The 21,919-nt window shown below is 70.6% G+C and carries 18 protein-coding genes; 4 read left to right on the plus strand and 14 right to left on the minus strand.

The annotated features are described in order from the left end of the window. Positions 1 to 556: 556 nt before the first annotated feature. The 9 genes from FV234_RS12050 to FV234_RS12090 form a co-directional block, all read right to left on the minus strand. Positions 557 to 1,366, minus strand: coding sequence for an MBL fold metallo-hydrolase (locus FV234_RS12050; protein WP_147829479.1), 810 nt, complete (start codon positions 1,364 to 1,366; stop codon positions 557 to 559). Between the two features lie 43 nt (positions 1,367 to 1,409). Next, on the minus strand, positions 1,410 to 2,207 hold the full coding sequence (locus tag FV234_RS12055) for a TatD family hydrolase (RefSeq protein WP_147754283.1): 798 nt from the start codon (positions 2,205 to 2,207) through the stop codon (positions 1,410 to 1,412). Between the two features lie 62 nt (positions 2,208 to 2,269). Continuing rightward, on the minus strand, positions 2,270 to 3,835 hold the full coding sequence (gene metG, locus FV234_RS12060) for a methionine--tRNA ligase (protein WP_147829481.1): 1,566 nt from the start codon (positions 3,833 to 3,835) through the stop codon (positions 2,270 to 2,272). Positions 3,836 to 3,886: 51 nt separating this feature from the next. Next, the gene (locus tag FV234_RS12065; protein WP_147829483.1) at positions 3,887 to 4,948 is read right to left on the minus strand and encodes a DNA polymerase III subunit delta'; all 1,062 of its coding nucleotides are present in this window, start codon (positions 4,946 to 4,948) and stop codon (positions 3,887 to 3,889) included. After that, on the minus strand, positions 4,938 to 5,666 hold the full coding sequence (gene tmk, locus FV234_RS12070; protein ID WP_147829485.1) for a dTMP kinase: 729 nt from the start codon (positions 5,664 to 5,666) through the stop codon (positions 4,938 to 4,940). Before tmk ends, FV234_RS12065 begins: the two co-directional genes overlap by 11 nt. Positions 5,667 to 5,697: 31 nt before the next feature. Further along, positions 5,698 to 6,918 carry a D-alanyl-D-alanine carboxypeptidase family protein gene (locus FV234_RS12075; protein WP_147829487.1) on the minus strand — a complete coding sequence of 407 codons (1,221 nt, stop codon included), beginning with the start codon at positions 6,916 to 6,918 and terminating at the stop codon, positions 5,698 to 5,700. A 235-nt stretch (positions 6,919 to 7,153) separates the two neighbouring features. Further along, the gene (locus FV234_RS12080; RefSeq protein ID WP_147829489.1) at positions 7,154 to 8,410 is read right to left on the minus strand and encodes a septal ring lytic transglycosylase RlpA family protein; all 1,257 of its coding nucleotides are present in this window, start codon (positions 8,408 to 8,410) and stop codon (positions 7,154 to 7,156) included. Between the two features lie 323 nt (positions 8,411 to 8,733). Next, positions 8,734 to 9,051: a ribbon-helix-helix domain-containing protein gene (locus FV234_RS12085; protein WP_147753341.1), complete on the minus strand. Its 318-nt coding sequence runs from the start codon at positions 9,049 to 9,051 to the stop codon at positions 8,734 to 8,736. After that, positions 9,035 to 9,727: a ParA family protein gene (locus FV234_RS12090; RefSeq protein ID WP_147753340.1), complete on the minus strand. Its 693-nt coding sequence runs from the start codon at positions 9,725 to 9,727 to the stop codon at positions 9,035 to 9,037. Before FV234_RS12090 ends, FV234_RS12085 begins: the two co-directional genes overlap by 17 nt. A 525-nt stretch (positions 9,728 to 10,252) precedes the next feature. On the opposite strand from FV234_RS12090, the gene FV234_RS12095 reads away from it, so the two are divergent. Continuing rightward, the gene (locus FV234_RS12095; RefSeq protein ID WP_147829491.1) at positions 10,253 to 10,849 is read left to right on the plus strand and encodes a PAS domain-containing protein; all 597 of its coding nucleotides are present in this window, start codon (positions 10,253 to 10,255) and stop codon (positions 10,847 to 10,849) included. Positions 10,850 to 10,937: 88 nt separating this feature from the next. Then, the gene (locus FV234_RS12100; protein WP_147829493.1) at positions 10,938 to 12,584 is read left to right on the plus strand and encodes an acyl-CoA synthetase; all 1,647 of its coding nucleotides are present in this window, start codon (positions 10,938 to 10,940) and stop codon (positions 12,582 to 12,584) included. Between the two features lie 37 nt (positions 12,585 to 12,621). On the opposite strand, the gene FV234_RS12105 is transcribed toward FV234_RS12100, so the two are convergent. Continuing rightward, a complete protein-coding gene (locus tag FV234_RS12105) occupies positions 12,622 to 14,895 on the minus strand; it encodes a TonB-dependent siderophore receptor (RefSeq protein WP_147753337.1) in 2,274 nt (757 codons plus the stop codon). 240 nt (positions 14,896 to 15,135) lie between these two features. Further along, positions 15,136 to 16,368, minus strand: a complete 1,233-nt coding sequence (locus tag FV234_RS12110; protein WP_147829495.1) for an alpha/beta hydrolase — start codon at positions 16,366 to 16,368, stop codon at positions 15,136 to 15,138. Positions 16,369 to 16,706: 338 nt separating this feature from the next. Between FV234_RS12110 and FV234_RS26200 the strand changes: the two genes are divergently transcribed. Then, positions 16,707 to 16,868: a hypothetical protein gene (locus FV234_RS26200; protein WP_187273662.1), complete on the plus strand. Its 162-nt coding sequence runs from the start codon at positions 16,707 to 16,709 to the stop codon at positions 16,866 to 16,868. A 50-nt stretch (positions 16,869 to 16,918) separates the two neighbouring features. Here FV234_RS26200 and FV234_RS12115 read toward each other — a convergent pair whose 3' ends face one another. After that, complete coding sequence (locus FV234_RS12115) at positions 16,919 to 17,434, minus strand: hypothetical protein (RefSeq protein WP_147829530.1); 516 nt, start codon at positions 17,432 to 17,434, stop codon at positions 16,919 to 16,921. Between the two features lie 158 nt (positions 17,435 to 17,592). Beyond that, positions 17,593 to 18,708 carry a replication protein RepA gene (locus tag FV234_RS12120; protein ID WP_147763082.1) on the minus strand — a complete coding sequence of 372 codons (1,116 nt, stop codon included), beginning with the start codon at positions 18,706 to 18,708 and terminating at the stop codon, positions 17,593 to 17,595. Between the two features lie 826 nt (positions 18,709 to 19,534). Here FV234_RS12120 and mazG point away from each other — a divergent pair. Further along, a complete protein-coding gene (gene mazG, locus FV234_RS12125) occupies positions 19,535 to 20,395 on the plus strand; it encodes a nucleoside triphosphate pyrophosphohydrolase (protein ID WP_147829497.1) in 861 nt (286 codons plus the stop codon). Positions 20,396 to 20,516: 121 nt separating this feature from the next. Here mazG and rimO read toward each other — a convergent pair whose 3' ends face one another. Further along, positions 20,517 to 21,875 carry a 30S ribosomal protein S12 methylthiotransferase RimO gene (gene rimO / locus FV234_RS12130; RefSeq protein WP_147829499.1) on the minus strand — a complete coding sequence of 453 codons (1,359 nt, stop codon included), beginning with the start codon at positions 21,873 to 21,875 and terminating at the stop codon, positions 20,517 to 20,519. Positions 21,876 to 21,919: the final 44 nt, after the last annotated feature.

A 21,919-nucleotide genomic window follows, 5' to 3' on the forward strand; every position in this document is an offset into this window, starting at 1 on the left:
AATCCAGGGCTATCAACCCCAAACCACCTTGCCCGTCTTGGAGAACCGTGATACCGAACCAACCACTCGGTGGTCCGCCTCAGCGGTGGGAGGCGTCTAAGCCCACCTAAATCCCCTGTCAACCCCGTTTTCAGCAGCGCTGAAATCCGGACCCGACACTCACAACCGACAAAAACAGCAGAGCGTCCGGTTTTCACCGGCCTGCCCAGCCAATCCATCGGAGGTGATACCGGCTCCGAAAGGTCCGCGTCGCCGCCGCCCCGTTGCCGATGAGCGGGGTATACGGACCACGCAGACGCCCGTCAACAGGGGGGCGCAAAGAATCCGAAAAATCCGCGACAGGCATGTGACGGGGCCCTGGATCCGGCCTGTGCCGCCGGATGGTGTCTCTCGATCGTCAGGTCTTCCTGGTCGAGCGGCGTCTGCAAAAGCGCTCGGTTTCGTTTGCCGGATCGATCGACGTGACCCCGCCGCTTCTACCGTCGTGGTGGCCAGGGTGATCGCGTTCCACGGGTCCGGAGCGCCTTCACCTCCCCGCCTTCGGCGTCGAGCCGTTCTAAGCGGGCAGGTCGAGGGTCACGGTCAGCCCGTCGTAGGCGGGCACCACGCCGGGCGGGAGCTTGGCCGCCAGGGTCGCGTGGTCGAGGTCGGTGTGCAGGTTGGTGAGGATCGCGCGGCGCGGGCGCACGTCGTCGATCAGCGCCAGCGCCTCCGAGACCGAATAGTGGGTCGGGTGCGGGGTCTCGCGCAGGGCATCGATGATCAGCAGGTCGAGGTCGTGGAGGCGCGCGCGCGACGCGTCCGGCAGCAGGCTGAGATCCGGGATGTAGGCGGCCGGCCCGAGACGGAAGCCGAGGGCCGCCTCGTTGCCGTGCTCCACCGGCAACGCCTCCGCCTCGATCGCCCCGCCCTGCCCCTGCACCGCGACGGTCTCGTGGTGCGGCAGGTCGCGAAGGTCGAGGATCGGCGGGTAGGCGCTGCCCGGCGGCTTCGTGAAGCAGTAGCCGAAGCGTGCCCGGAGCAGGTCGCTCGTCAGCGCGTCGGCGTGGACCGGGATGCGCGCGCGCATCTGGATCACCAGGGGGCGCAGGTCGTCGATGCCGTGGGTGTGGTCGGCATGCGCATGGGTGAACAGCACCGCATCGAGCCGCGTCACGCCCGCGTCGAGCAGCTGCTCGCGCAGGTCCGGCGAGGTGTCGATGAGGAGCGTCGTGGCGGCGTCGGCCTCCCGGCGCGCGACGAGGATCGAGCAGCGGCGGCGGCGGTTCTTCGGGTCGCGCGGGTCGCAGGCGCCCCAGCCGTAGCCGACGCGGGGCACGCCGCCGGACGAGCCGCAACCGAGGATGCGCAAAGTCAGCGTCGCCATCCGGACCTCCGGCTCGGGTGGTATCCGAGGACGGCGCCGGTTGTCACGCGGGCGCGCCTGCCTTCGGCTGCGTCTTGGCGAACAGGCGATGGAAATTCGCGCTGGTGAGGCGCGCGAAGGCCTCCGCGTCGAGGCCGAGGGTTGCGGCAAGCGATCGCGCGGTGTCGGCGGTGTAGGCCGGCTCGTTGGTCCGCCCGCGATGCGGCTCGGGGGCGAGGAACGGCGCGTCGGTCTCCACCAGGATGCGATCGTGCGGCACCTGCCTGGCGATGTCGCGCAACGCGGTGGAGCGGCGGAAGGTGACGATCCCCGAGAACGAGACGAAGAGGCCGAGCTCGACCCCGGCCTCGGCCAGCCGCGCGCCGGACGAGAAGCAGTGCAGCACCGCCGAGAACCGGCCGCGGCCCATCTCGTCGGCGAGCACCCGCTCCATGTGCTCGTCGGCGTCGCGGGCGTGGATCACCAGCGGTAGCCCGGTAACGCGGGCGGCCTCGATGTGGGCGCGCAGCACCTGCTCCTGGACCATTGCGGGCGCCGCGTCCGCGTAATGGTAGTCGAGCCCCGCCTCGCCGATGCCGACGCAGCGCGGGTGGTCGGCGAGCCGGGCGATGACGTCCGGCGCGACGTCCGGCTCCTCGGCGGCCCCGTGCGGATGGGTGCCGACCGTGTACCAGACCTCCGGGTGGGCCTCGGCGATGGCGCGGTAGGTGTCGGCCTTGGCGACCCGCGTCGCGATCGTGAGCATCCCGCCGACGCCGGCGGCCTTCGCCCGGGCGATCACGCCGGGGAGGTCGGCGGCGAAATCGGGGAAGTCGAGATGGCAGTGGCTGTCGACGAGCATGCGGTCCGGGAGCCTGGGCGAGGGGTTCGTTCGGCGGATTCGATGCGGCGGAGACGGCCGGCTCAGGCGGCCGGGGCCTCGGGCTTCTCGAACCGCGGGAAGATCGGGCTCGGCGCCGGCAGCGGCGTTCCGGGGGCCAGGCGGGCGCCCTCCCCCACGTGGGCGAAGTCGCGCCGGCCGGCCGGCACCGCCAGCACGTCGAGCAGGCTCGCGGCCGAGCGCGGCACGAAGGGCTGCACCAGGATGCCGACCGCGCGCAGCACCTCCGCGGTGACGTAGAGCACCGTGCCCATCCGCTCCGGATCGGTCTTCTTCAGCTTCCACGGCTCCTCGGACGCGAAGTAGCGGTTGGCGTCGGCCACCACCGCCCAGATCTCGGCGAGGATGGCATGCAGCGCGAGGTCGTCCATCAGCGCCCGCGCCCGCGCCGGCAGGGCGTCGGCGGCGGCGAGCAGGGTCCGGTCGGCCTCCGTGAAGGCGCCGGGCTCCGGGACCACGCCGGACAGGTTCTTGGCGATCATCGAGAGCGAGCGCTGGGCGAGGTTGCCGAGGTCGTTGGCGAGGTCCGCGTTGATGCGGGTGATGATCGCCTCGTGGCTGTAGCTGCCGTCGCCGCCGAACGGCACGTCGCGCAGCACGAAGTAGCGCACGGCGTCGACGCCGTAGGTGTCGGCGAGGTCGATCGGGTCGAGGACGTTGCCGAGCGACTTCGACATCTTCTCGCCCTTCGAGAGCAGGAAGCCGTGGCCGAAGACGCGCTTGGGCAGCGGCAGCCCGGCCGACATCAGGAAGGCCGGCCAGTACACCGCGTGGAAGCGGACGATGTCCTTGCCGATGACGTGCAGGTCCGCCGGCCAGAACCTGCGCCGTTCGTCGGCCTCGTCGGGGAAGCCGGTGACGGTGAGGTAGTTCGTCAGCGCGTCGACCCAGACGTACATGACGTGGCCCGGCCGGTCGGGCACCGGCACGCCCCAGTCGAAGGTGGTGCGGCTGACGGACAGGTCCTTGAGGCCGGAGCGGACGAAGCTCGCGACCTCGTTCATCCGCGATTCGGGGCCGATGAAGTCGGGCTGCGTCTCGTAGAGCGCCAGGAGCCTGTCCGCATAGGCCGAGAGACGGAACAGGAAGTTCTCCTCCTCCATCCACACCACGGGGGTGTCGGTGGCGAGCGAGCGGCGGGTGCCGTCCTCGAGCAGGCGGGTCTCGTCCTCGCCGTAATAGGCCTCGTCGCGGACCGAGTACCAGCCGGCATAGGTGTCGAGGTAGATGTCGCCGTTGGCCTCCATCCGCCGCCAGAGCGCCTGGGCGGCGGCGGTGTGGGCAGGTTCCGTGGTGCGGATGAAGCGGTCGTAGGCGCAGTCGAGGCGGTCGGCCACCGCCTGGAAGCGGGCCGCCATGCCGTCGACGAAGGCCCGCGGCGTGGTGCCCGCGCGCGACGCCGTCTGCTGGATCTTGAGGCCGTGCTCGTCGGTGCCGGTGGTGAACAGCACGTCGTAGCCGTCGAGGCGCTTGAAGCGGGCGATCGCGTCGGTGGCGACCACCTCGTAGGCGTGGCCGATATGCGGCGCGCCGTTGGGATACGAGATCGCCGTGGTGATGCTGAAGGTTTTGGCGGTCACGTCGGACATTCCCGGATACACGGCTCTGAAGGATCGGCGCCGATCCGTCGGGACGATGCTCTAGCCGGTCCGCACGGCGCCTGCGAGGTCCGCGAACAGCGACAGGACCACGGGCCGGCGATCGAGATTGTAGGTCGCGGCCTCGCGCGCCGTACGGCCGAACTTCTCACACACCTCGACCAGGGCCGCAAGGCGGGCCGGCGGCTCCGCCCGGCGGCGATGGAGCTCGGCCGAGACGAAGCGCTCGACGGTCTCCAGCCCGGCTGCGAACAGGGGCTCGGCCTCGCGCCCGGCGAGCTTGTCGGCGAGCTTGAGGACGCGGCCCCAATCCGGATGCCCGGCGCGCGACAGCAGGGTCTCCATCTCGGCGACCAGCCCCTGCATCGCCGGGTCGAGCATCGCCACCGCCCGGGCCACCGAGCCCTCGGACAGGTCGGCGGCGCGGGCGAGCGCCTCGGCTAACGGGGCCGGGAACGGGGCGGGGAAACCGGACACCACCGCCGAGACGGAGGCCGCGTCCAGCGGCCGGAGCGCGAGGGCGCGGCAGCGCGAGCGGATCGTCGGCAGCAGTCGGCCCGGCGCGTGGCTGACGATGAGGAACAGCGCGCGGACTGGCGGCTCCTCCAGCATCTTCAGGAGCGCGTTGGCGCCGTTGGCGTTCAGGTCCTCGGCGCTGTCGACGATGCAGATGCGGTAGCCGGCATTGCCCGCGGTGGAGCCGAACAGCTCCAGGGCCTTGCGCACCGCGTCGACCGGGATCTTGGTCGGCAGCGTCTTGGCGGTCGGCACCCGATGGCGGCGCAGGGCCACGAGGTTCGGATGCGAGAGCGCCGCGATCTTACCGACCACCGGATCGTTCGCGGCGACGTCGAGGCCGGGCGCACGCGAGACGCCCTCGGGGTCGGCGAGCAGCCGGCGGGCGACGCGGTAGGCCAGGGTCGCCTTGCCGATGCCGGCGGGGCCGCCGATCAGCCAGGCATGGTGCAGGCGACCCGAGGCGATGCCCTCGGCGAAGGCGGCCTCCGCCTCGGCATGGCCGACGAGGCGCGTGGTCTCGCGCGGGCGGACGATGCCGGCGAGGTCGCCGGGCTCGACGTCGTCGGGCGCGCGCTCAGGCGGCATCGGTACGGCCTTCGGTGTCGTCGAGGAGATCGGGCAGGCGTGCGGCGACCGCCCGCCGGACCGCCTGCGCGACCGCATCGGGGTCCTGCGCCGCGTCGACGAGGACGCAGCGCATGGGTTCGGCCTCCGCGATCGCCCGGAAGGCGTCGCGCAGGCGGCGGTGGAAGGCAAGATCCTCGGCCTCGAAGCGGTCCGGGGCGCCCTGCCCTGCCTGCGACGCCTCTTGTGATGCCTCTTGCGACGCCCTCTGACCAGCCGCGCGCGCCCGCGCGCGGGCCAGACCGATCTCAGGGTCGAGGTCGAAGACCAGGGTGAGGTCGGGCCGCGTCGGCCCGACGACGACGCGCTCGAGCGCCGCCACGGCGATGGCGTCGAGGCCGCCCGCGGCCCCCTGGTAGGCGCGGGTCGAGTCCATGAAGCGGTCGCACAGGACCACCTCGCCGGAGGCCAGGGCCGGGCGGACCAGCCGGTCGAGGTGGTCGATGCGGGCGGCCGAGAACAGCAGCGCCTCGGCGAACGGTCCGTAGGGCTTGGCGATTCCGGCGAGCAGCGCGGTGCGGATCTCCTCGGCGCGGACCGAGCCGCCCGGCTCGCGGGTGGTCGTGACCGTGCGATGCGGGGCGAGCGCCCGGGCGAGGCGGGCCACCTGGGTCGACTTGCCGGCCCCCTCCCCGCCCTCGAAGGTGATGAAGACGCCCGGCGGTGTCGGAGCGGTCATGGCTGAACGGAGCCGCCGCGCCTCTCCGTCGTCACGACGGGTTGGCGGACTTGTCACTGGTCTTATCGCCGGTCCTGTCGCCTTTGCCCGCCTTGTCGAAGGCGCGGCGGACGATGCCGGTGCTGAATTCGAGCGCGGCGTCCATCGCGCGCTGCTGGAGCGTGCCGGCCTCCACCGAGGCGCCCGCGTAGAGCGGCTGGTCGAGGGCGACCGCGTCGCCGCGCATGATCCTGAGGCGGCCGACCTCGTGGCCCTCCGTCACGGGGGCGACGAGAGGTCCCTGGTAGACCGCGCGCGCGGTGACGCGGTCGGACGACCCGCGCGGCAGCAGCACCCGCACCGGCTTCTTGGCGACCAGCGGGACCGACCCCGACGCGCCCCCGAACACCGAGGCCTCGGCCACGGTCTCGCCGGGGGTGAAGACCTGCCGCGGCTCGAAGGCGCGGAACCCCCACTCCATCAGCTTGCGCGCCTCGGCCGCGCGGTCCCGCGCCGTCTTGAGGCCGGAGATCACCATGATCAGGCGCTGGCCGTTCTGCACCGCCGACCCGGTGAGCGCGTAGCCGGATTCCTCGAGGTAGCCGGTCTTGAGCCCGTCGGCTCCGATGTCGAGGGCGAGCAGCGGGTTGCGGTTCTGCTGCTTGATCTTGTTCCAGGTGAACTCGCGCTCGGAGAAGATCTTGTACAGGTCCGGGTAGGTGTCGATGATGTGCGCGGCCAGCTTGGCCATGTCGCGCGCGGTGACCCGCTGGTCGGGCGCCGAGTAGCCGGTGGCGTTGCGGAAGGTCGAGCGCGTCAGCCCGATCTCCTTCGCGCGCTGGTTCATGATGCCGGCGAACGCCTCCTCGGAGCCGGCCATGTTCTCGGCGATGGTGATCGCCGCATCGTTGCCCGACTGGACCACGAGGCCGCGCAGCAGGTCCTGCATCTTGATGCGGCTGTTGACCTGAGCGAACATCGACGAGCCGCCGCCCCCCGCCCCGCCCCGGCGCCACGCGTCCTCGGTGACCGTGAACTCGGTGTCCGTGCTCAGGCGGCCCGATTTCAGGGCGTCGAACACGATGTCGGTGGTCATCAGCTTGGCCATGCTGGCCGGGGCGAACGGCTCGTCGGCCGCCTTCTCGAACAGCACCGAGCCGGAATCGGCGTCGACCAGGATCGCGTGCGGCGCCGCGGTCTGGAAGACCTGGGCGCGGGCCGGCGCCGCCAGCGCGCAGGCCGCCGCCAGAAGGAAGACCCAGGTCCTGCGCATCACCAACTCCCGTGCGGCCGGGCCGCCACGTTTCCGAACATCCCGCCTCGCATAACAAGCGTGACCATATTACGGTTTCCGCGCGGGATCGAATGCGAAATGACGCAGCGCACCGCCTCGCACACCCTACGGTGCGCATTCCCCCGATCTCAGATGGCCTTGCGTGAGGCGTTCCGAGGCCCCGGGGAGCCCCTTTCGCGGGGACCGGCCGGGCGCTTTCGGGCCCGATCTCCCGTCAGTAGATCCCGGCGAGCCGCGCGCCGCGCTTGTCAGGTGACTTGTCGGCAAACTTGGCCGCCGGCTTCGCCGCGAGGTCGGGACGGCCCTTCGCGGCCGTCTGCGCCGTCCCCTTGCCCCCAGGGGTAGTGGCGGTGGCGGGGACGTTGGTGAGACGCGCCAGCGCGAGCTTGGCCGAGGGCGGCATCGCCGGCGGCACCGCGCCCGCCCGGACCGCCGGGGCCCGCGGTGACGCGGCCTGCGCCATCCGCGGCGCGGCGGGGGCGTTCGCGGCGAGGCGGACCGGCACGGGGCGGCCGAGGACCTTCGCGCCCGGGGCTTGAGCCGGGATCGCACGCTCGGCGGACGGGTTGAGCCCGGCCACCCGCACCGGCTCCGGCCGGAACGGCTGCCCGCGCACGGCCATCGGCTGCAGCGCGGCCGGCACGGCCACCGCCGCGCGCGCCAGCACAATCGGCGCGCGCACCGGCCGCGGCGCGGGCGCCTCGTCGCGCTCCTCGCGCTCGGGGGCCGGCTTGAACGCCAGCGGCGCCGGCGCCGTCCGCGAGAACCGCTCCGGCTCCTCCGAGGGGCCGAGGTCGGCCACCATCACCGGGGCGCGCCCGCCCGCCGGCACGCCGTCGGTTCGCAGGGTCGCCAGGAGCTTGCGGTCGTCGGAACCGGCGACCGAGGCCTTGCCGAGATAGGCGACGCGCACGTGCGCCGTGCCCTTGTTGTGGAATTCGAGCGCCCGGGCGACCTCCTCCGAGACGTCCATGACGCGGTCGGCGTGATAGGGGCCGCGGTCGTTGACGCGCACCACCATCGAGTAGCCGTTGGCCGTGTTGGTGACGCGGACGTAGCTCGGCAGCGGCAGGGTCGGGTGGGCGGCGGCGATCGAGTGCCGGTCGAACACCTCGCCGTTGGCGGTCATGCGCCCGTGGAAGGCGGCGCCGTACCAGGAGGCCAGCCCCTCGCGGACGTAGCCGCGGGCATCCTCCTTCGGCACGTAGGTGCGGCCGGCGACGACGTAGGGCTTGCCCGAGAAGCGGCGTCCGCCGCCCTTCGGGATCACGTCGCCCTCGTTGTAGAGGCGCGGGCTGGTCTTCACGCCGTATTTCGGGTCGAGCCCGTTGCCGGCGGGGCCGGCGAACTTCTGCGGGTTCGTGCTGCAGTTGGCGGTGGCCAGCGCGATCGCCGAGACCGCGAGCAGGCGCCGCAAGGGGAGCGGGCCGCGGCACGAATCCGGGATTCGAAGAAGCGTCGAACGCGCCATGCCCACCGGATCCGCCTGTACGCCACGTGCCGAGACACCGGCCCGCGGGGAAGCGGTCGCGCCGGAGCATCCGGTTCGCCCCCTGCACAAGGGGACGGCCACCGAACGAACCGACACTTGTCCGAACGCCGTAAAGGAAGCCTGAACGGGCCGGGCGCCGGGGCGTCCGGCTCACGGGATTCACAGGGTTTCGCGCTCCGTCGACGCATGAGGATGCGGCAGCAAAGCGTTGCACTGACATTCAGAAAGCGGGTTCTGGCCCATCGACGGGACCGGTCGGACGTGCCGCCTCGGCCGCGGGGTTTCCGGGCAGGCCTCGGATCTCAGCGCGGGAGATGCTCCGAGAGCTGCTCGATCGAGCGGGCGCCGCGCTGCTTGAACAGCAGGTCGAGGGCTTCCAGCATGATCGCGTGCATCTTCGTGCGCTCGGCGTAGGCGAGGTCGCGCAGCTGGTCGTAGACCGGCGGCTCGAGGTAGACCGACATCTGTCGTGCGCGCTCCTTCAGGGTGGCGGGGCCGCGCTTCTGCGGGGCTGCGCCGCGGTCGAGCTGGACGATCTCGGCGGTCTGCGGCGCCCCGCGCGTGGCGGGCGCCGAGGCCGCGACGATCGAGGCGAGGTTCAGCTTAGGCGGCTTCGACATGCTTCACCGCCTTGCCCGAAACAAGCTTGCCCGAGACCGCCTGCCCCGATCCCACCTTGCCCGCCTGGGTGCGCTTCTCGATCCAGGACCAGAGCCGGCGCACCTCGCCCGCCGCCTGCCCCTTCGGGTTGAACTCGGTGACGCCCTGGCCGACGCCGATCGCGTCCTGGTGGTCGGTGCGCGCCACGATGTTGACGTCGGGCAGGATGCCCAGCACCGCGAGGCCGTCGGCCGCGTCGCGGATGCGGTAGGAGCGCGGCGGCGTCTGGTTGAGGACGAAGGCGAACTTCTTCTCGAGCCGGTACACGGCGGCCAGGGTCGGCTTGAAGGCGCGCAGGTCCGCGGGCGTCGGCCGGCACGGGATGATGCAAAGGTCGGCGGCGCGGATCGCCGAGAGGGTGCCGGTGGAATCGACGCCGGGCGTGTCGATGAAGACGTAGTCGTAGGACGATTCGCGAAGCTGGTTCATCACCGCGTCGATCTGCGTGGCGTCGATCTGCGCGACCTCGGGGCCTTCCGCGGTGCGGTGGTCGAGCCAATCGGAGATCGTGGCCTGGCGGTCCATCTCCAGGATGCAGACCGAGCGCCCGGCCTCCTGCGCGGCGACCGCGAGCGAGATGCAGAGCGTGCTCTTGCCGCTGCCCCCCTTCTGGGTGACGAAGGTGATCGCTTTCATCGGGTGGTCCTCGGTTCAGGCTTGCCGTGTCCAGGGCTTGTTTCGTCTAAGGCTTGCTTCATCCAAGGCTTGCTTCGTGCAAGACCCGCTTCGCCCGAGGCTTGCTTTGCCTAGGACTTGCCTGGGTCGAGATCGGCCTGCGGACGTTCCGTTCGCGAGCCGAAGCGAAGTTGCGGCGCACGCGCTCGGAGCAACCTAGCGTCAAGAGACCCGCGCCGAGGCGATGATCCTGTGACCCAGGGATGCCGTGATCCCGATATCGCGTCGGTTATGGTTAAGAGGCCGTTAACGCAGGCGCGGGCCGAGCCGCACGGCCGAGCGCCAGCTAAGGATCCGTCGACGACGCGGCGCAGGGCGGACGCGGAACGCGGATCCAAAGCCAACCTCAAGTTCGTTTTTTCGGTCCTGGACGTCTTGGCACTTTTCTTAACTCAGGTGATGAATTAGATTGGTTTCCGGCCTCGACGCGGTGGTGGTAAATATACCTCAGGTTTACGTTCTAGAGGATCGGTCTTCAGGAGTTGCATGACACAGGCCCCGCCCCCTCATCCGAACGACGAACTCCGGGCGGTCCTCGATGCCTCCGGCGTCGTCGGCGCCTGGGTGCACGACCACTGGGCGGGGCGCCTCGCGCTGTCGGGCGACTTCGCCGGCCTGCTCGGCCTCGATCCCGAGGTCGCGGCCGCCGGCGTGTCGCTCGGCGCCTTCCTCGACAGGACCCATCCCGAAGACCGCGCCAGGATCGAGAGCTGCCTTCACGCGGCCGGCGAGGTCGGCGGCCCGATCGAGGCCGAGTTCCGCACGCTCGAATCGGAGATCGGGACGCGCAAGCTGCTGATCCGCGGCCGCGTCGAGCGGAACGCGGCCGACGGGACGGCGCAGGGGCGCGGCATCGTCATCGACACCACCGAGAACAGGTCGGCCGACCTGCGCCAGGCGGAGCGCCTGGTGAACCGCATGGCCGAGCACGTCATCGCGCTGCGCGCGCTGGCCGACGGCCTCGGGCAGGCGAACCTGACCAAGCTGGTCGACGGCCTGATGATCGAGATCGGCTTCGAGCTCGCCAAGTTCCTGCACGAGCCGCACACCCTCGGGCCGGGGCGGACCGAACGCCACCACTGATCGGAGCGGGTTTCGGTGGGCCGAGGGCCGTTGGACCCCGCAGCCGCGCGCGGTACTGTCCCGGCGACACCTTGGCCCGGAGGCCGCCATGCGCCGCGACACGATCTACGACCGCGACCTCGACCGGAACCCGGCCAACCACCAGCCCCTGACGCCGCTTGGCTACCTCGACCGGGCGGCGCGGGTCTTCCCCGATCAGGTCGCGGTGATCCACGGGTCGCTGCGACGCTCCTACGCCGAGCTCTACGCCCGATGCCGCCGCCTGGCTTCGGCGCTCGCCGCCCACGGGATCGGTCGCGGGGACACCGTCGCGGTGCTGCTCGCCAACACCCCGGCGATGATCGAGTGCCACTACGGCGTGCCGATGGCCGGCGCCGTGCTCAACACCCTCAACACCCGCCTCGACGCGGCGGCGCTGGCCTTCTGCCTCGCGCACGGCGAGGCCAAGGTCCTCGTCGTCGACCGCGAGTTCTCGGGCATCGCGCGCGAGGCTCTGGCGCAGGCCGGGCGCAGCCTGCTGGTGATCGATGACGACGACCCGGAATATGCCGGCGCCGGCGAGGCCCTCGGCACCTGCGACTACGAGGCGTTCCTCGCGAAGGGCGATCCCGAGCACGACTGGGCGATGCCCGACGACGAGTGGGACGCGATCAGCCTGAACTACACCTCCGGCACCACCGGCGACCCGAAGGGCGTGGTCTACCACCATCGCGGCGCGGCCCTGCTCTCGCTCGGCAACGTCGTCACGGGGGCCTTGGGGCAGCACCCCGTCTATCTCTGGACGCTGCCGATGTTCCACTGCAACGGCTGGTGCTTCCCGTGGACGCTGTCGATCGTGGCCGGCACCCACGTCTGCCTGCGCCAGGTCCGGGCCGGGGCGATGTACGCGCTGATGGCCGAGCACGGCGTCACCCACCTGTGCGGCGCCCCGATCGTGATGCAGCTCCTGATCAACGCGTCCGACGCCGAGCGCCGGCCCCTGCCCCACCGGGTCGCGTTCTTCACCGCCGCCGCACCCCCACCGGAGGCGGTGCTGGCGGGCATGCGCGAGGCGGGCTTCGCCGTCACCCACCTCTACGGGTTGACCGAGAGCTACGGCCCGGCGGTCGTCAACGCCTGGCACGCCGAATGGGACGACCTCCCGGCCGACGCCCAAGCCGCGAAGAAGGCGCGCCAGGGCGTGCGCTATCCCGTGCTCGAGGGCCTCGACGTGCGCGACCCCGAGACCCTCGAATCCGTGCCCGCCGACGGCAAAACGATGGGCGAGGTGATGATGCGCGGCAACGTGGTGATGCGTGGCTACCTCAAGAACCCGGCCTCCACCGAGGCGGCGTTCCGGGGCGGCTGGTTCCACACCGGCGACCTCGGCGTGAAGCACGCGGACGGCTACGTGCAGCTCAAGGACCGCTCGAAGGACATCATCATCTCGGGCGGCGAGAACATCTCCTCGATCGAGGTCGAGGACGCGCTGTTCAAGCACCCGGCGGTCGCCGCCGCCGCCGTCGTCGCCAAGCCCGACGACAAGTGGGGCGAGACGCCGTGCGCCTTCGTCGAGCTGAAGGAGGGCGCGTCGGCCGACGCCGACGACCTGATCCGCTGGTGCCGCGGCCGGCTCGCCGCCTACAAGATGCCCCGGACCATCGTGTTCGGCGAGCTGCCCAAGACCTCCACCGGCAAGGTGCAGAAGTACCTGCTGCGAGAGCGGGCGCGCGCGGGGTCGGAGCAGGAATCGTAGCCGGCGACGCGGGCGGCACGCGCCGCCCGCGCGGGGATCACCACTTGTAGGCGAGGCTCGCCACCACGCGGCGGGCGTCGCCGTAGAAGCACGAGAAGGACGACTGGCAGGAGGAGACGAAACGGCGATCCGCGATGTTGGTCGCGTTGACGGCCAGCCGCCACCGGTCCCAGTTGTAGTGCACCTGCGCATCGAACAGGACGTATTCCGGCACCCGCAAGGTGTTGGCCGTGTCGGCGTAGGATCGACCGACGTAGCGCACGCCGCCGCCGAAGCCGAAGCCGCGCCATTCGCCGGCGGGAATGGTGTAATCCAGGAACAACGAGGCGAAGTTCTCGGGAATGTTCACCGGCACCTTGCCGAGGGTGGTCGGGTCGGCGCTCTTCTCCGTGGTCAAGCCGTAGACGGTGTAGGCGGCGACCGCGTTCAATCCTTCCGCGAGGGTCGCGGTGAACTGCGCCTCGAAGCCCGTGGAACGGACCTGTCCGATCTGGGATGAGAAGAAGGTGTTCGGAACAGGCGTCTGCACGTTCTGGCGATGGATGTCGAAGCCGGCCAGCGTCAGGAAATAGCCCGCACCCGGCGGCTCGAACTTGACGCCGCCTTCGATCTGGTCGCCGGTCTCCGGCTTGAAGGCCTGATTGTTGATGTCGGTGCCGAGCAGCGGCTGGAACGAGGTCGAGTAGCTGACGTAGGGCGCCAACCCGAAATCGTAGTTGTAGATCAACGCCGTGCGATAGGTGAAGGCGCTATCGCTGCGGCCGTTGCTGCCGGCCCCGGCAGTGAGCTTGTCGACCACCCGGTTGTCGGCGAAGTCCTGTCGGCCGCCGAGGACGAGGGTCAGGCGATCCGTGAGCTTGATCTGGTCCTGGAAGTACAGGCCGAGCTGCGTGAAGGAATCCGCGTTGACGAGGTAGGGCGAGGGGCGGCCTGTCGCCGGTCCGTAGGTCGGGTTGATGATGCTGATGTCGGGGACGGCGTAACCTGCCGCGAAGTTGGTGCCCTGGTTGTCGTGCAACTGGAAATTCTTGTAATCGAGGCCGATCAGCAGGTCGTGCTTGAAGATTCCGTCGAAGAAGCGCGCCTCGGCCTGGTTGTCGACCTGGAACAGCCCGATCTTGCTCGACGTCAGGAACTGGTAGCGCGCAAGCCGGGTCTCTGCGGCGTTGCTGTAGCCGAGCTGGCCGATATCCGAGTTCTGGAAGCTTTCGCTGAACGAGTAGCGCAGGTTCTGGCGGATGGTCCACGTCTCGTCGAAGGCGTGCTCGAACTCGTAGCCGGCAAAAGCCTGCTGCCGTCGGAAGGTGTTGAAGCCGGCGTCACCCAGATTGAGCGAGCGCGGGATGTACAGGCCCGACAGGTTCCGACGCACGGTGCCGGAGTAGGGCAGGAAGTTCGCGGTGACGGCCGTGTTGTCGTACTGGTAGCTCGTCAGCACCGTGAGCTTTGTCGCCCCGTCCGGCTTGTAGGTGAAGGCCGGTGCGATGTAGCCGCGGTCCTCGGGAGCGCCGTCGACCTGGGTGCCGCCGGAGCGGCCGAAGCCGGTGAGCCGATAGAACCAGTGGCCGGACTCGTCGGCCGGGCCGCCGACGTCGAAGGCGGCGTATTTCTGATCGAACGAGCCGCCGCCGACCTCGACGTAGCCGAACGGATCCAGCGGCGGCCGCTTCGTGATCTGGTTGATGATGCCGCCGGGCGAGCCCGCGCCGAACAGCACCGCGGCCGGCCCGCGCAGGATCTCGATCCGCTCCAGGCCGAAGGTCTCGGCCTTGAAGGTCCCGAAGCCGTAGTTCAGGAGCTGCAGCCCGTCACGGTAGATGCCGTAATCGCTCGCGACGAAGCCGCGGATGGTGAAGTAATCCACGCGGGAATCGGCGCCGAAGGTGCCGGAATAGACGCCGGCGACGTACTGCGTCGCCTGGGTCAGGGTCTGGGCCTTCTGCGCATCGATCTGCTCGCGACCGACGACGCTGATCGATTGCGGCGTCTCGATCAGGGGCGTGTTGGTCTTGGTGGCGGTGGCCGAGCGGGTCGCGACGTAGCCGTCCACCGGCCCGGTCGGGCTCTCGATCGCACGCGCGCCGACGCCGGAAGCCACGGGCGACGCCGGGCCGGCGCGGCCTTCCACCGTCAGCGTCTCGAGCTGCACGCTCGCCTCGGCGGGCGGGTTGCCGACGCCGCGGCGCGGCGCGGTCGCCTCCTGCGCCTGCGCGGGGGCCGACGGGACGAGGGGCGCCAGCGCGAACAGCGAGGCGCCGGCCAGCACGAGACTGCGCAGGTCCGGAGTTGGGCGGAGGGCGGAACGACACATGGGACTGAGGGGCCTTGCCAGGATGCGGACAGCAGGGGTCAATCGCTGCGAAACAGGCTTCGCGGCGTTGTTTGGAATTATGCTAAACTGATGTTCTAATTGGCTTTTCTGGATCTTCGTTACGGCCAGGGCCTGGCGCGCACAAGGCCTCGGCGGACGGATGCGCCCGCCTGTGGCCTGCACGCCACGGTTGGTTCCGGCACCGCGGGCTTCGCTCGGTTCGATCGGTCTCGACCGGCCTCAGCGCGGGCGCGCGGCGATCCAGCCGATCAGCGCGTCGGCGACCGCGTCGCTGTTCTTCTCCAGCATCATCATGTGGCCGTTGCCGCGCAGGCCCGCCTCGGCGAGCTTGAGGCTGTCGGGCCGGGCGCCGGCCTGGGCGAGGAAGGCGGTGGTGCAGTCGTCGACGGCCGTGCGGAACGAAGCCTCGGCGGTGACGATCACCGCGGGCACGCGGGCGAGGTTCGGGAGGCTGCGCACCGGCTCGCCCTGAAGCCAGCAGCGGATCCGCCCCTCGGCCGCGGGCGCCTTGGCCTGCATCACCACGAGATCCTCGGGCGACTTCACCGGCGGGTCGAAGGTCAGCGGCACGCGGGTGATGCCGTAGGCGCGGGCGCGCCCGTCGCCCGACTTCTCGTAGAAGTCCTTGCCGCCGCGCAGGCGCACGTCGAAGAAGGGCGGCCCGTTCGGCTCGACCGCGACGTGCGCCTTCACGAGGTCGGGCCGCGCGTCCGAGACCGCCCAGCCGAACAGCCCGGCCTGGCCGTGGGTGACGAGCACCGCGGGCCCGATCTTGTCCAGCAGGGCGATCAGCGCCGGGTCGACCAGCTCCTCGGTCTGCTGCGCGCCGGCGAGGTAGGGCACCTGGCTCGCGAAGAACTGGTCGAAGGCGGCGTTCCCCTGCACCCCGGGGCCGCCCGGCCACTGGGTGTGGAGCTTGGCCTGCGGGAACAGGTCGTAGAGCTCCTGGGCGGTGTAGGTCTCCTCCAGGGCGCGGGTGGAGAACCGGGCGTAGGGGCCGTAGACCTCCGGGTTGGTGCCGGAGCGGCCGCGGCCGACCTGGTCGACGATGTAGACCGCAAACCCCTTCTCGACGAAGCGCTGGGCCCAGCCGGGCCGGCCGTCCGGCGTGCCGAGGAAGTTGACCCCGGTCTGCGAGATGCCGTGGACCATCACCACCGGCCAGGGCTGCGTGACGGTGGCGGGCCGCCGCGACTGCACGAACATCTGGCCGACCATCACGGTCTTGTCGGCGACGCGCTCGTAGCGGCCGCCGACGTAGAAGTAGCCCGCCACCGTCGGAGGCCCGCCGGCTGGGGCGTCCTCGGTGGCGGACGATGGCGCCGGCGCCAGGAGGGCGGCGAGGCTCGCGACGAGGGCCGCCGCGAGCCGCGCCCGGTGCCGGCTCGACCGCTTGCGCACCACCTGCCCTGCGCGCGCGCCGTGCCGCGAAATGCCTCGCGTGGCGACCATGCCGTCCTCCCGCCGAGGCCCTGCCCTCGCCGGGCGGCTTATCGCGGGATTTGCCGCGATGGACCAGCCGTGCGGCGCCGCACCCGACCGGTTCGACCCGGAATTTCGCGCGCCGACACCTCGATGGCGGCCGGCGTCGGCGCGAACCTGGGGGCGAACCGGCAAACGTTCACGAATTCTCCATCCTCATTGCGTTTCATGCAGGTCTCGCGTGCCGTAGCGCACGAGGATTGATTCGAACGCATGACTGCCACCGCCCGCGCCCCGGTGGTGCCCCGCGAAGGCGAGGCCCACATCTGACGGGAACGCAAACCTCTCCCCCACCAGGATTTTTCGCCGTGGACGTCGCGACCGCCAAGACCCTCGTCTCCGCCATGCTGGTCGGCGCCATCGTGGTGTTCAGCATCGTCTCCCTGCGGATGTTCGTGCTGGAGGTCGGGCGGGATCTCCGCTCCGCCCGGGCGCAGCGCGCCGCCTCCGGTCGCGACACCGTCGCGTAGGGCCGGAGCGGGCGCGGCTTCGCCCGCACCTCATTCTTACCCTGCCCCGCCTACTCCGCCCCGAGCGCCGGCGCGTAGACCGCGTCGCCCAGGCGCCGCAGCGAGCCGTGCGGCCCCGAGCGCTTCCACAACCGGGTGTTCAGCGCCGCGACCGGGTCCTGGCCGGGGACCGCGAACCCCTCGGCGACGAGCGCCTCCAGGATTTCGCCCGCATGCATCGGCCGACCGGCCCGCACGAGGATGCCGCAGGCGGCCTCGATCAGGGCGCGGCCGTAGCGGCGCGCGCCTGCCGGATCGACCTCGAAGGCGACGGGCACCCGCTGCGGCGGCTCGGGCGCGGCCGGCATGGTTCGGATGGCGGCCGGCGCGCGCGGCAAGACCGCCTCGGGCGGTTCGTGCAGCTCCGAGGCTCGCTCCTCGGACTGGGCCGGGGCCGGGCCAGCGCCGCGCAGGCGCCGGCCGAGCTCGAGATACAGGACGTGGTCGGCGATCTCGCGATCGAGGGCCTCGCGCCGACGGCGCAGGTCCGACAGGCGCGCCTCGATCTCCGCTTCCGACAATTCCATCACGCCCTGCGCTTTCCTTCCAATGGAAGAAATGGAATATCATCGTTCCCAGAGGGAAGGAAGATGCAGAGGCGGTGGCAGCTCGTGACGCTTCAGGGAATGGAACGCTCGTTCCCAACGACGGAGCAGCTCGTATCGCTGGAATACACGGGTATTCCCTAAACGGCTCCCTCTTTCCCTGCCTGCATCTTCCGTATTCCCTTGCGGGGCGGAACGAGGAGCATGCCGGGATCGGCCGGCTGCAGGGTCATGCCGCCGTCGTCGAGGGCGACCGGCAGCTTGGGAAACACCTCGCACAGATGCGCGACGTCGGTCTTGAATGCCTGACGGAAGCTGCGGATGCAGGCGTTCTCGGCGCCGAACTGCCCGTGCAGGTTCGTCCAGGTGAGCCGCAGGGGTCGCTGCAGGGCGCGCAGGCGGTAGCCGACCCAGAACAGCAGGTCCAGCTTGCGCGCGGAGCCGGAGAAGGCCCGCGCCGCCCGGATGTCGACGGGCAGGGCGTGCCGGATCAGGTTGTCGTAGAAGTCCTGGTGGAACTGCACGGTGCGGGACCAGGCCGCGCCCTCCCCGTCCCTCGCCCCCTCCCGCGCGCTCGGGCGCCACAGGTCGAGGCTGCGGAACGGCGGCACGTTGAGGGTGCTGGCCTGGTCGTGCCCGTCCCACAGGCCGATCTGCATCGAGCAGGCGGCGAGCCGGTTGAGCTGTTCCTTGAACTGCCGGATCGTGCCGCGCTCGCCGCCGGTGACGGCGAACCCCATCTCGCGCATGAAGCCGGACAGGGAATCGGCGACCTCGATGGTCGGGCTGCGCTGGCGCACGGCCTCGGTGCAAAGGTGGAGCAGCACGAGCCGCGCCTTCGGGCCGTAGGGCAGGCCCTGCGGCTCCATCTCGCCGGTGACCGGGCTCTTCAGCCGGCCGGCGACGAGGTTGAGCGAGTTGCGCCCATAATCGCGGGAGAACTCCCGCACCGGGCCGGGATCGCGATAGGGCAGGCCGCACAAGGCCAGCACCGAATGGATGTGCTGGAGGTTCTCCGGCACGGTCGGCTGGTTCTCGATCACCTCGCGCACCGCGTCGCGCCGGCGCTGGTCCCGCCCCATCCCGGCTCGCCGCCCGGCGACCGCGCCCTGGGCCGAGGCCTCCGCGTCGCGGACCTGCTGCCGGTGGAGGATGTGCTCGACGATCTGGGCGAACAGGAAGCCGCCACGCGCCGCCTCGACCTCCGCGCGGAGGTCGGCGTCGCGGATGCCGGCCAGTCTGTCCTCGATCCCCATGCGTGTCGTCCGAAAACTCCGCGACCGCACCGTAGGCGGACCATCCCTCCCGGCGCCGCCGCAAGCGGCAGCCCGAGCGCCCGGCAGGGTCCTGCGAGGCGTGGGCCGTGATGGCACGATTCACCGGCCCGGAGTCTCCCGCCGGGCCGGAGTCCTTCGGGGGCAGGGCGGTTATCCCGGCAATCCACGCTTCCCCCCCTCAGCCGTCCTCTCTCCGGCTTTCCGCACGGCATCCGGTGCGCGGGGGTGTCTCGAGGCCTCGTACGCAGAGTTCGATGCGCCTCCGCGACGGGCCGCCGACCACGCAGAGTTCGATACGGGCCGGAGCTTGCGACTTGTCCCCGTTCCTCACCGGAAAACCGGCCGGATCACGCCGAATCGCATGCGGATCCGCGCAGACTCCGATGCGGCGCCGCGGGAATTCCGCGCAGAGTCGGATGCGATCCCACGCAGAGTCGAATGCGGAACCACGCAGAGTCGGATGCGAGAACCCGGGTCAACCTCCTGTCGGGGTAGCGTTTTTCGCTACCCCTTATAACCTTCAGAACAGACTCTCTGAGAATCCTTCCTGATAGTCTTCCTAGGGGGTTTTCGCGTCGTCCGCTTCGACGAACGATCCGTCACTCTCAGAATGTCCACTTGGAAGATAGGGAATATGACGCCTTTGTCCCCATAGGAGCGGCTGAGCCGGACAAAACGGGTAGGTGGATCGGCGCAGCGAAGGGTCATCGCAGCAGGCCGATAAGCGGAGGTGATTTCGCGACCAGGGCGGTCTACCCCTGCCCCGTCGGGGTCGGACGGGCCGTCCCCTCGGGAGCCCTGACGCATGGTCGAAGCGCCACTCGACGCCTTGAGGCGGGTGATGGCCGAGCTGCGCGATCCCGAGCGCGGCTGCGCCTGGGACGTCGCCCAGACCTCGGCGAGCATCGCGCCCTACGCCCTGGAGGAGGCCTACGAGGTCGTCGACGCGATCGCCCGAAACGACTTGGGCGACCTGCGCGAAGAACTCGGCGACCTGCTGCTGCAGGTGGTGTTCCACGCCAGGATGGCCGAGGAGGCCGGCGCCTTCGATCTCGACGACGTGGCTCGGTCGATCGTGGCGAAGCTGGTGCGCCGCCACCCGCACGTGTTCGAGCCAGGCGGCGCCCTGCTCCCCGTCGGCAGCCCGCGCCGGGCCGCAAGCGCTGTCGAGGCGCAGTGGCAGGCGATCAAGGCGGCCGAGCGCGCGGCCAAGGATGCGGCCAAGGGCGCGACCAAGGGCGCAGGCAAGCCGTCTCCTGCCCCCGAGGGTCCCCTCGACGGCGTCGCCCGGACGCTGCCGGCCCTGACGCGGGCGGAGAAGATCTCGCGGCGGGCGGCCGGCTACGGCTTCGATTGGGCGGAAGCGGCGGACGTGGTCGCCAAGGTCCACGAGGAGGCCGACGAGGTCGCCGAGGCGCTGGCCGGCGGCGACGCGCAGGCGGTGGCCGAGGAGGTCGGCGACCTGCTGTTCTCGGTGGCCAACCTCGCCCGGCACGCCGGAATCGACCCGGAGGCGGCGCTGCGGGCCGGCAACGACAAGTTCGTGCGCCGCTTCACCGCCATGGCCGCCCGGATCGAGGCCGAGGGTGGAACCCTGTCGGACGCCGACCTCGCGGCGATGGAGGCGGCCTGGATCGCGGTGAAGCAGGCCGAGCGCAAGGCCTGATCCTGGATGCGGGATACCAAAGGGATTATCCCTTTGGCGGGTGTCGGGCGGAGCCCGACGAACCACCCCCAGGACATCGCCCTGGACCCACGAAAGGGATGATCCCTTTCGAAAACCGATCTTAGACGACGCTGCCGCGCAGGTCGTAGGCGTCGGCCGCCTCGATCTTCACGGTGACGACGTCGCCCTGGCGCACCGGCCGGCGGCTGGTGACGTGGACGCTGCCGTCGATCTCGGGCGCGTCGTATTTCGAGCGGCCCTTGATGCCGTCGGCGCCCACCGTGTCGATGATCACGGGCAGGCGCTTGCCGATCCGTGCCTTCTGCAGCCGCAGCGAGACAATCTGCTGTGCTTCCATGAAGCGGCGCTTGCGCTCCAACTGCAATTCAGGCGGCACCGCCTCGCCCAGCGCGTTGGCCGGCGCGCCCGTCACCGGCTCGTAGGTGAAGCAGCCGACGCGCTCGAGCTTGGCTTCCTTGATCCAGTCGAGCAGCTCCGAGAACTCGGCCTCGGTCTCGCCGGGGAAGCCGACGATGAAGGTCGAGCGGATCGCCAGGTCCGGGCAGGTCTCGCGCCAGCGCCGGATGCGTTCGAGCTGGCGCTCCTGGTTGCCCGGGCGGCGCATGCGCTTGAGCACGGTCGGCGAGGCGTGCTGCAGCGGCATGTCGAGATAGGGAAGGACCTTGCCCTCCGCCATCAGCGGGATCACCTCGTCGACATGCGGGTAGGGGTAGACGTAGTGCAGCCGCACCCAGGCGCCGAGCTCGCCGAGTTCTTTGGCGAGGTCGTAGAACTTCGCCCGCACCGCGCGGTCGCGCCACGGGCTCTCGGCGTAGCGGATGTCGACGCCGTAGGCGCTGGTGTCCTGCGAGACGACGAGCAGCTCCTTCACGCCGGCCTTCACCAGCTTCTCCGCCTCGCGCAGCACGTCGCCGGCCGGCCGGCTGACGAGGTCGCCGCGCAGAAACGGGATGATGCAGAAGGTGCAGCGGTTGTTGCAGCCCTCCGAAATCTTCAGGTAGGCGTAGTGCCGGGGGGTCAGCTTGACGCCCTGCGGCGGCACCAGGTCGAGGAACGGGTCGTGGGCCGGCGGCACCGCCTCGTGGACGGCGGCCACCACCGATTCGTAGGCCTGCGGCCCCGTCACCGCGAGCAGGTTCGGATATTTTTCGCGAATTTCCTCCGGTTGCGCACCCATGCAGCCGGTGACGATGACCCGGCCGTTCTCGGCCATCGCCTCGCCGATCGCGGCGAGCGACTCGGCTTTCGCCGAATCGAGGAAGCCGCAAGTGTTGACGATGACCACGTCCGCCCCGTCATGGCGGCGGGCGAGCTCGTAGCCCTCGGCCCGCAGGTGCGTCAGGATCCGCTCGGAATCGACCAGCGCCTTCGGGCAGCCGAGCGAGACGAAAGAGATTTTTGGCGCGCCAAGGGTTTTCGGCGCGGCCTTCGGATCGGACGGAAGTGCGGATGCGGTCATGCTGCCTTCGTGCGGCGTGGACGCCGCCAGGTCGAACGCTTCGA

Source organism: Methylobacterium sp. WL8, assembly GCF_008040045.1.
Taxonomy (GTDB): Bacteria; Pseudomonadota; Alphaproteobacteria; order Rhizobiales; family Beijerinckiaceae; genus Methylobacterium; species Methylobacterium cerastii.

What these genes read in the sequence shown, in the direction of transcription:
- FV234_RS12090 (WP_147753340.1), bottom strand. Translation starts at nt 9,727, where the DNA reads ATGAAAGCGATCACCTTCGTCACCCAGAAGGGGGGCAGCGGCAAGAGC.
- FV234_RS12075 (WP_147829487.1), bottom strand. Translation starts at nt 6,918, where the DNA reads ATGCGCAGGACCTGGGTCTTCCTTCTGGCGGCGGCCTGCGCGCTGGCG.
- FV234_RS12100 (WP_147829493.1), top strand. Translation starts at nt 10,938, where the DNA reads ATGCGCCGCGACACGATCTACGACCGCGACCTCGACCGGAACCCGGCC.
- FV234_RS12095 (WP_147829491.1), top strand. Translation starts at nt 10,253, where the DNA reads ATGACACAGGCCCCGCCCCCTCATCCGAACGACGAACTCCGGGCGGTC.
- FV234_RS12115 (WP_147829530.1), bottom strand. Translation starts at nt 17,434, where the DNA reads ATGGAATTGTCGGAAGCGGAGATCGAGGCGCGCCTGTCGGACCTGCGC.
- FV234_RS12110 (WP_147829495.1), bottom strand. Translation starts at nt 16,368, where the DNA reads ATGGTCGCCACGCGAGGCATTTCGCGGCACGGCGCGCGCGCAGGGCAG.
- FV234_RS12065 (WP_147829483.1), bottom strand. Translation starts at nt 4,948, where the DNA reads ATGCCGCCTGAGCGCGCGCCCGACGACGTCGAGCCCGGCGACCTCGCC.
- mazG (WP_147829497.1), top strand. Translation starts at nt 19,535, where the DNA reads ATGGTCGAAGCGCCACTCGACGCCTTGAGGCGGGTGATGGCCGAGCTG.
- FV234_RS12085 (WP_147753341.1), bottom strand. Translation starts at nt 9,051, where the DNA reads ATGTCGAAGCCGCCTAAGCTGAACCTCGCCTCGATCGTCGCGGCCTCG.
- FV234_RS12055 (WP_147754283.1), bottom strand. Translation starts at nt 2,207, where the DNA reads ATGCTCGTCGACAGCCACTGCCATCTCGACTTCCCCGATTTCGCCGCC.
- tmk (WP_147829485.1), bottom strand. Translation starts at nt 5,666, where the DNA reads ATGACCGCTCCGACACCGCCGGGCGTCTTCATCACCTTCGAGGGCGGG.
- metG (WP_147829481.1), bottom strand. Translation starts at nt 3,835, where the DNA reads ATGTCCGACGTGACCGCCAAAACCTTCAGCATCACCACGGCGATCTCG.
- FV234_RS12105 (WP_147753337.1), bottom strand. Translation starts at nt 14,895, where the DNA reads ATGTGTCGTTCCGCCCTCCGCCCAACTCCGGACCTGCGCAGTCTCGTG.
- FV234_RS12050 (WP_147829479.1), bottom strand. Translation starts at nt 1,366, where the DNA reads ATGGCGACGCTGACTTTGCGCATCCTCGGTTGCGGCTCGTCCGGCGGC.
- FV234_RS12120 (WP_147763082.1), bottom strand. Translation starts at nt 18,708, where the DNA reads ATGGGGATCGAGGACAGACTGGCCGGCATCCGCGACGCCGACCTCCGC.
- rimO (WP_147829499.1), bottom strand. Translation starts at nt 21,875, where the DNA reads ATGACCGCATCCGCACTTCCGTCCGATCCGAAGGCCGCGCCGAAAACC.
- FV234_RS12080 (WP_147829489.1), bottom strand. Translation starts at nt 8,410, where the DNA reads ATGGCGCGTTCGACGCTTCTTCGAATCCCGGATTCGTGCCGCGGCCCG.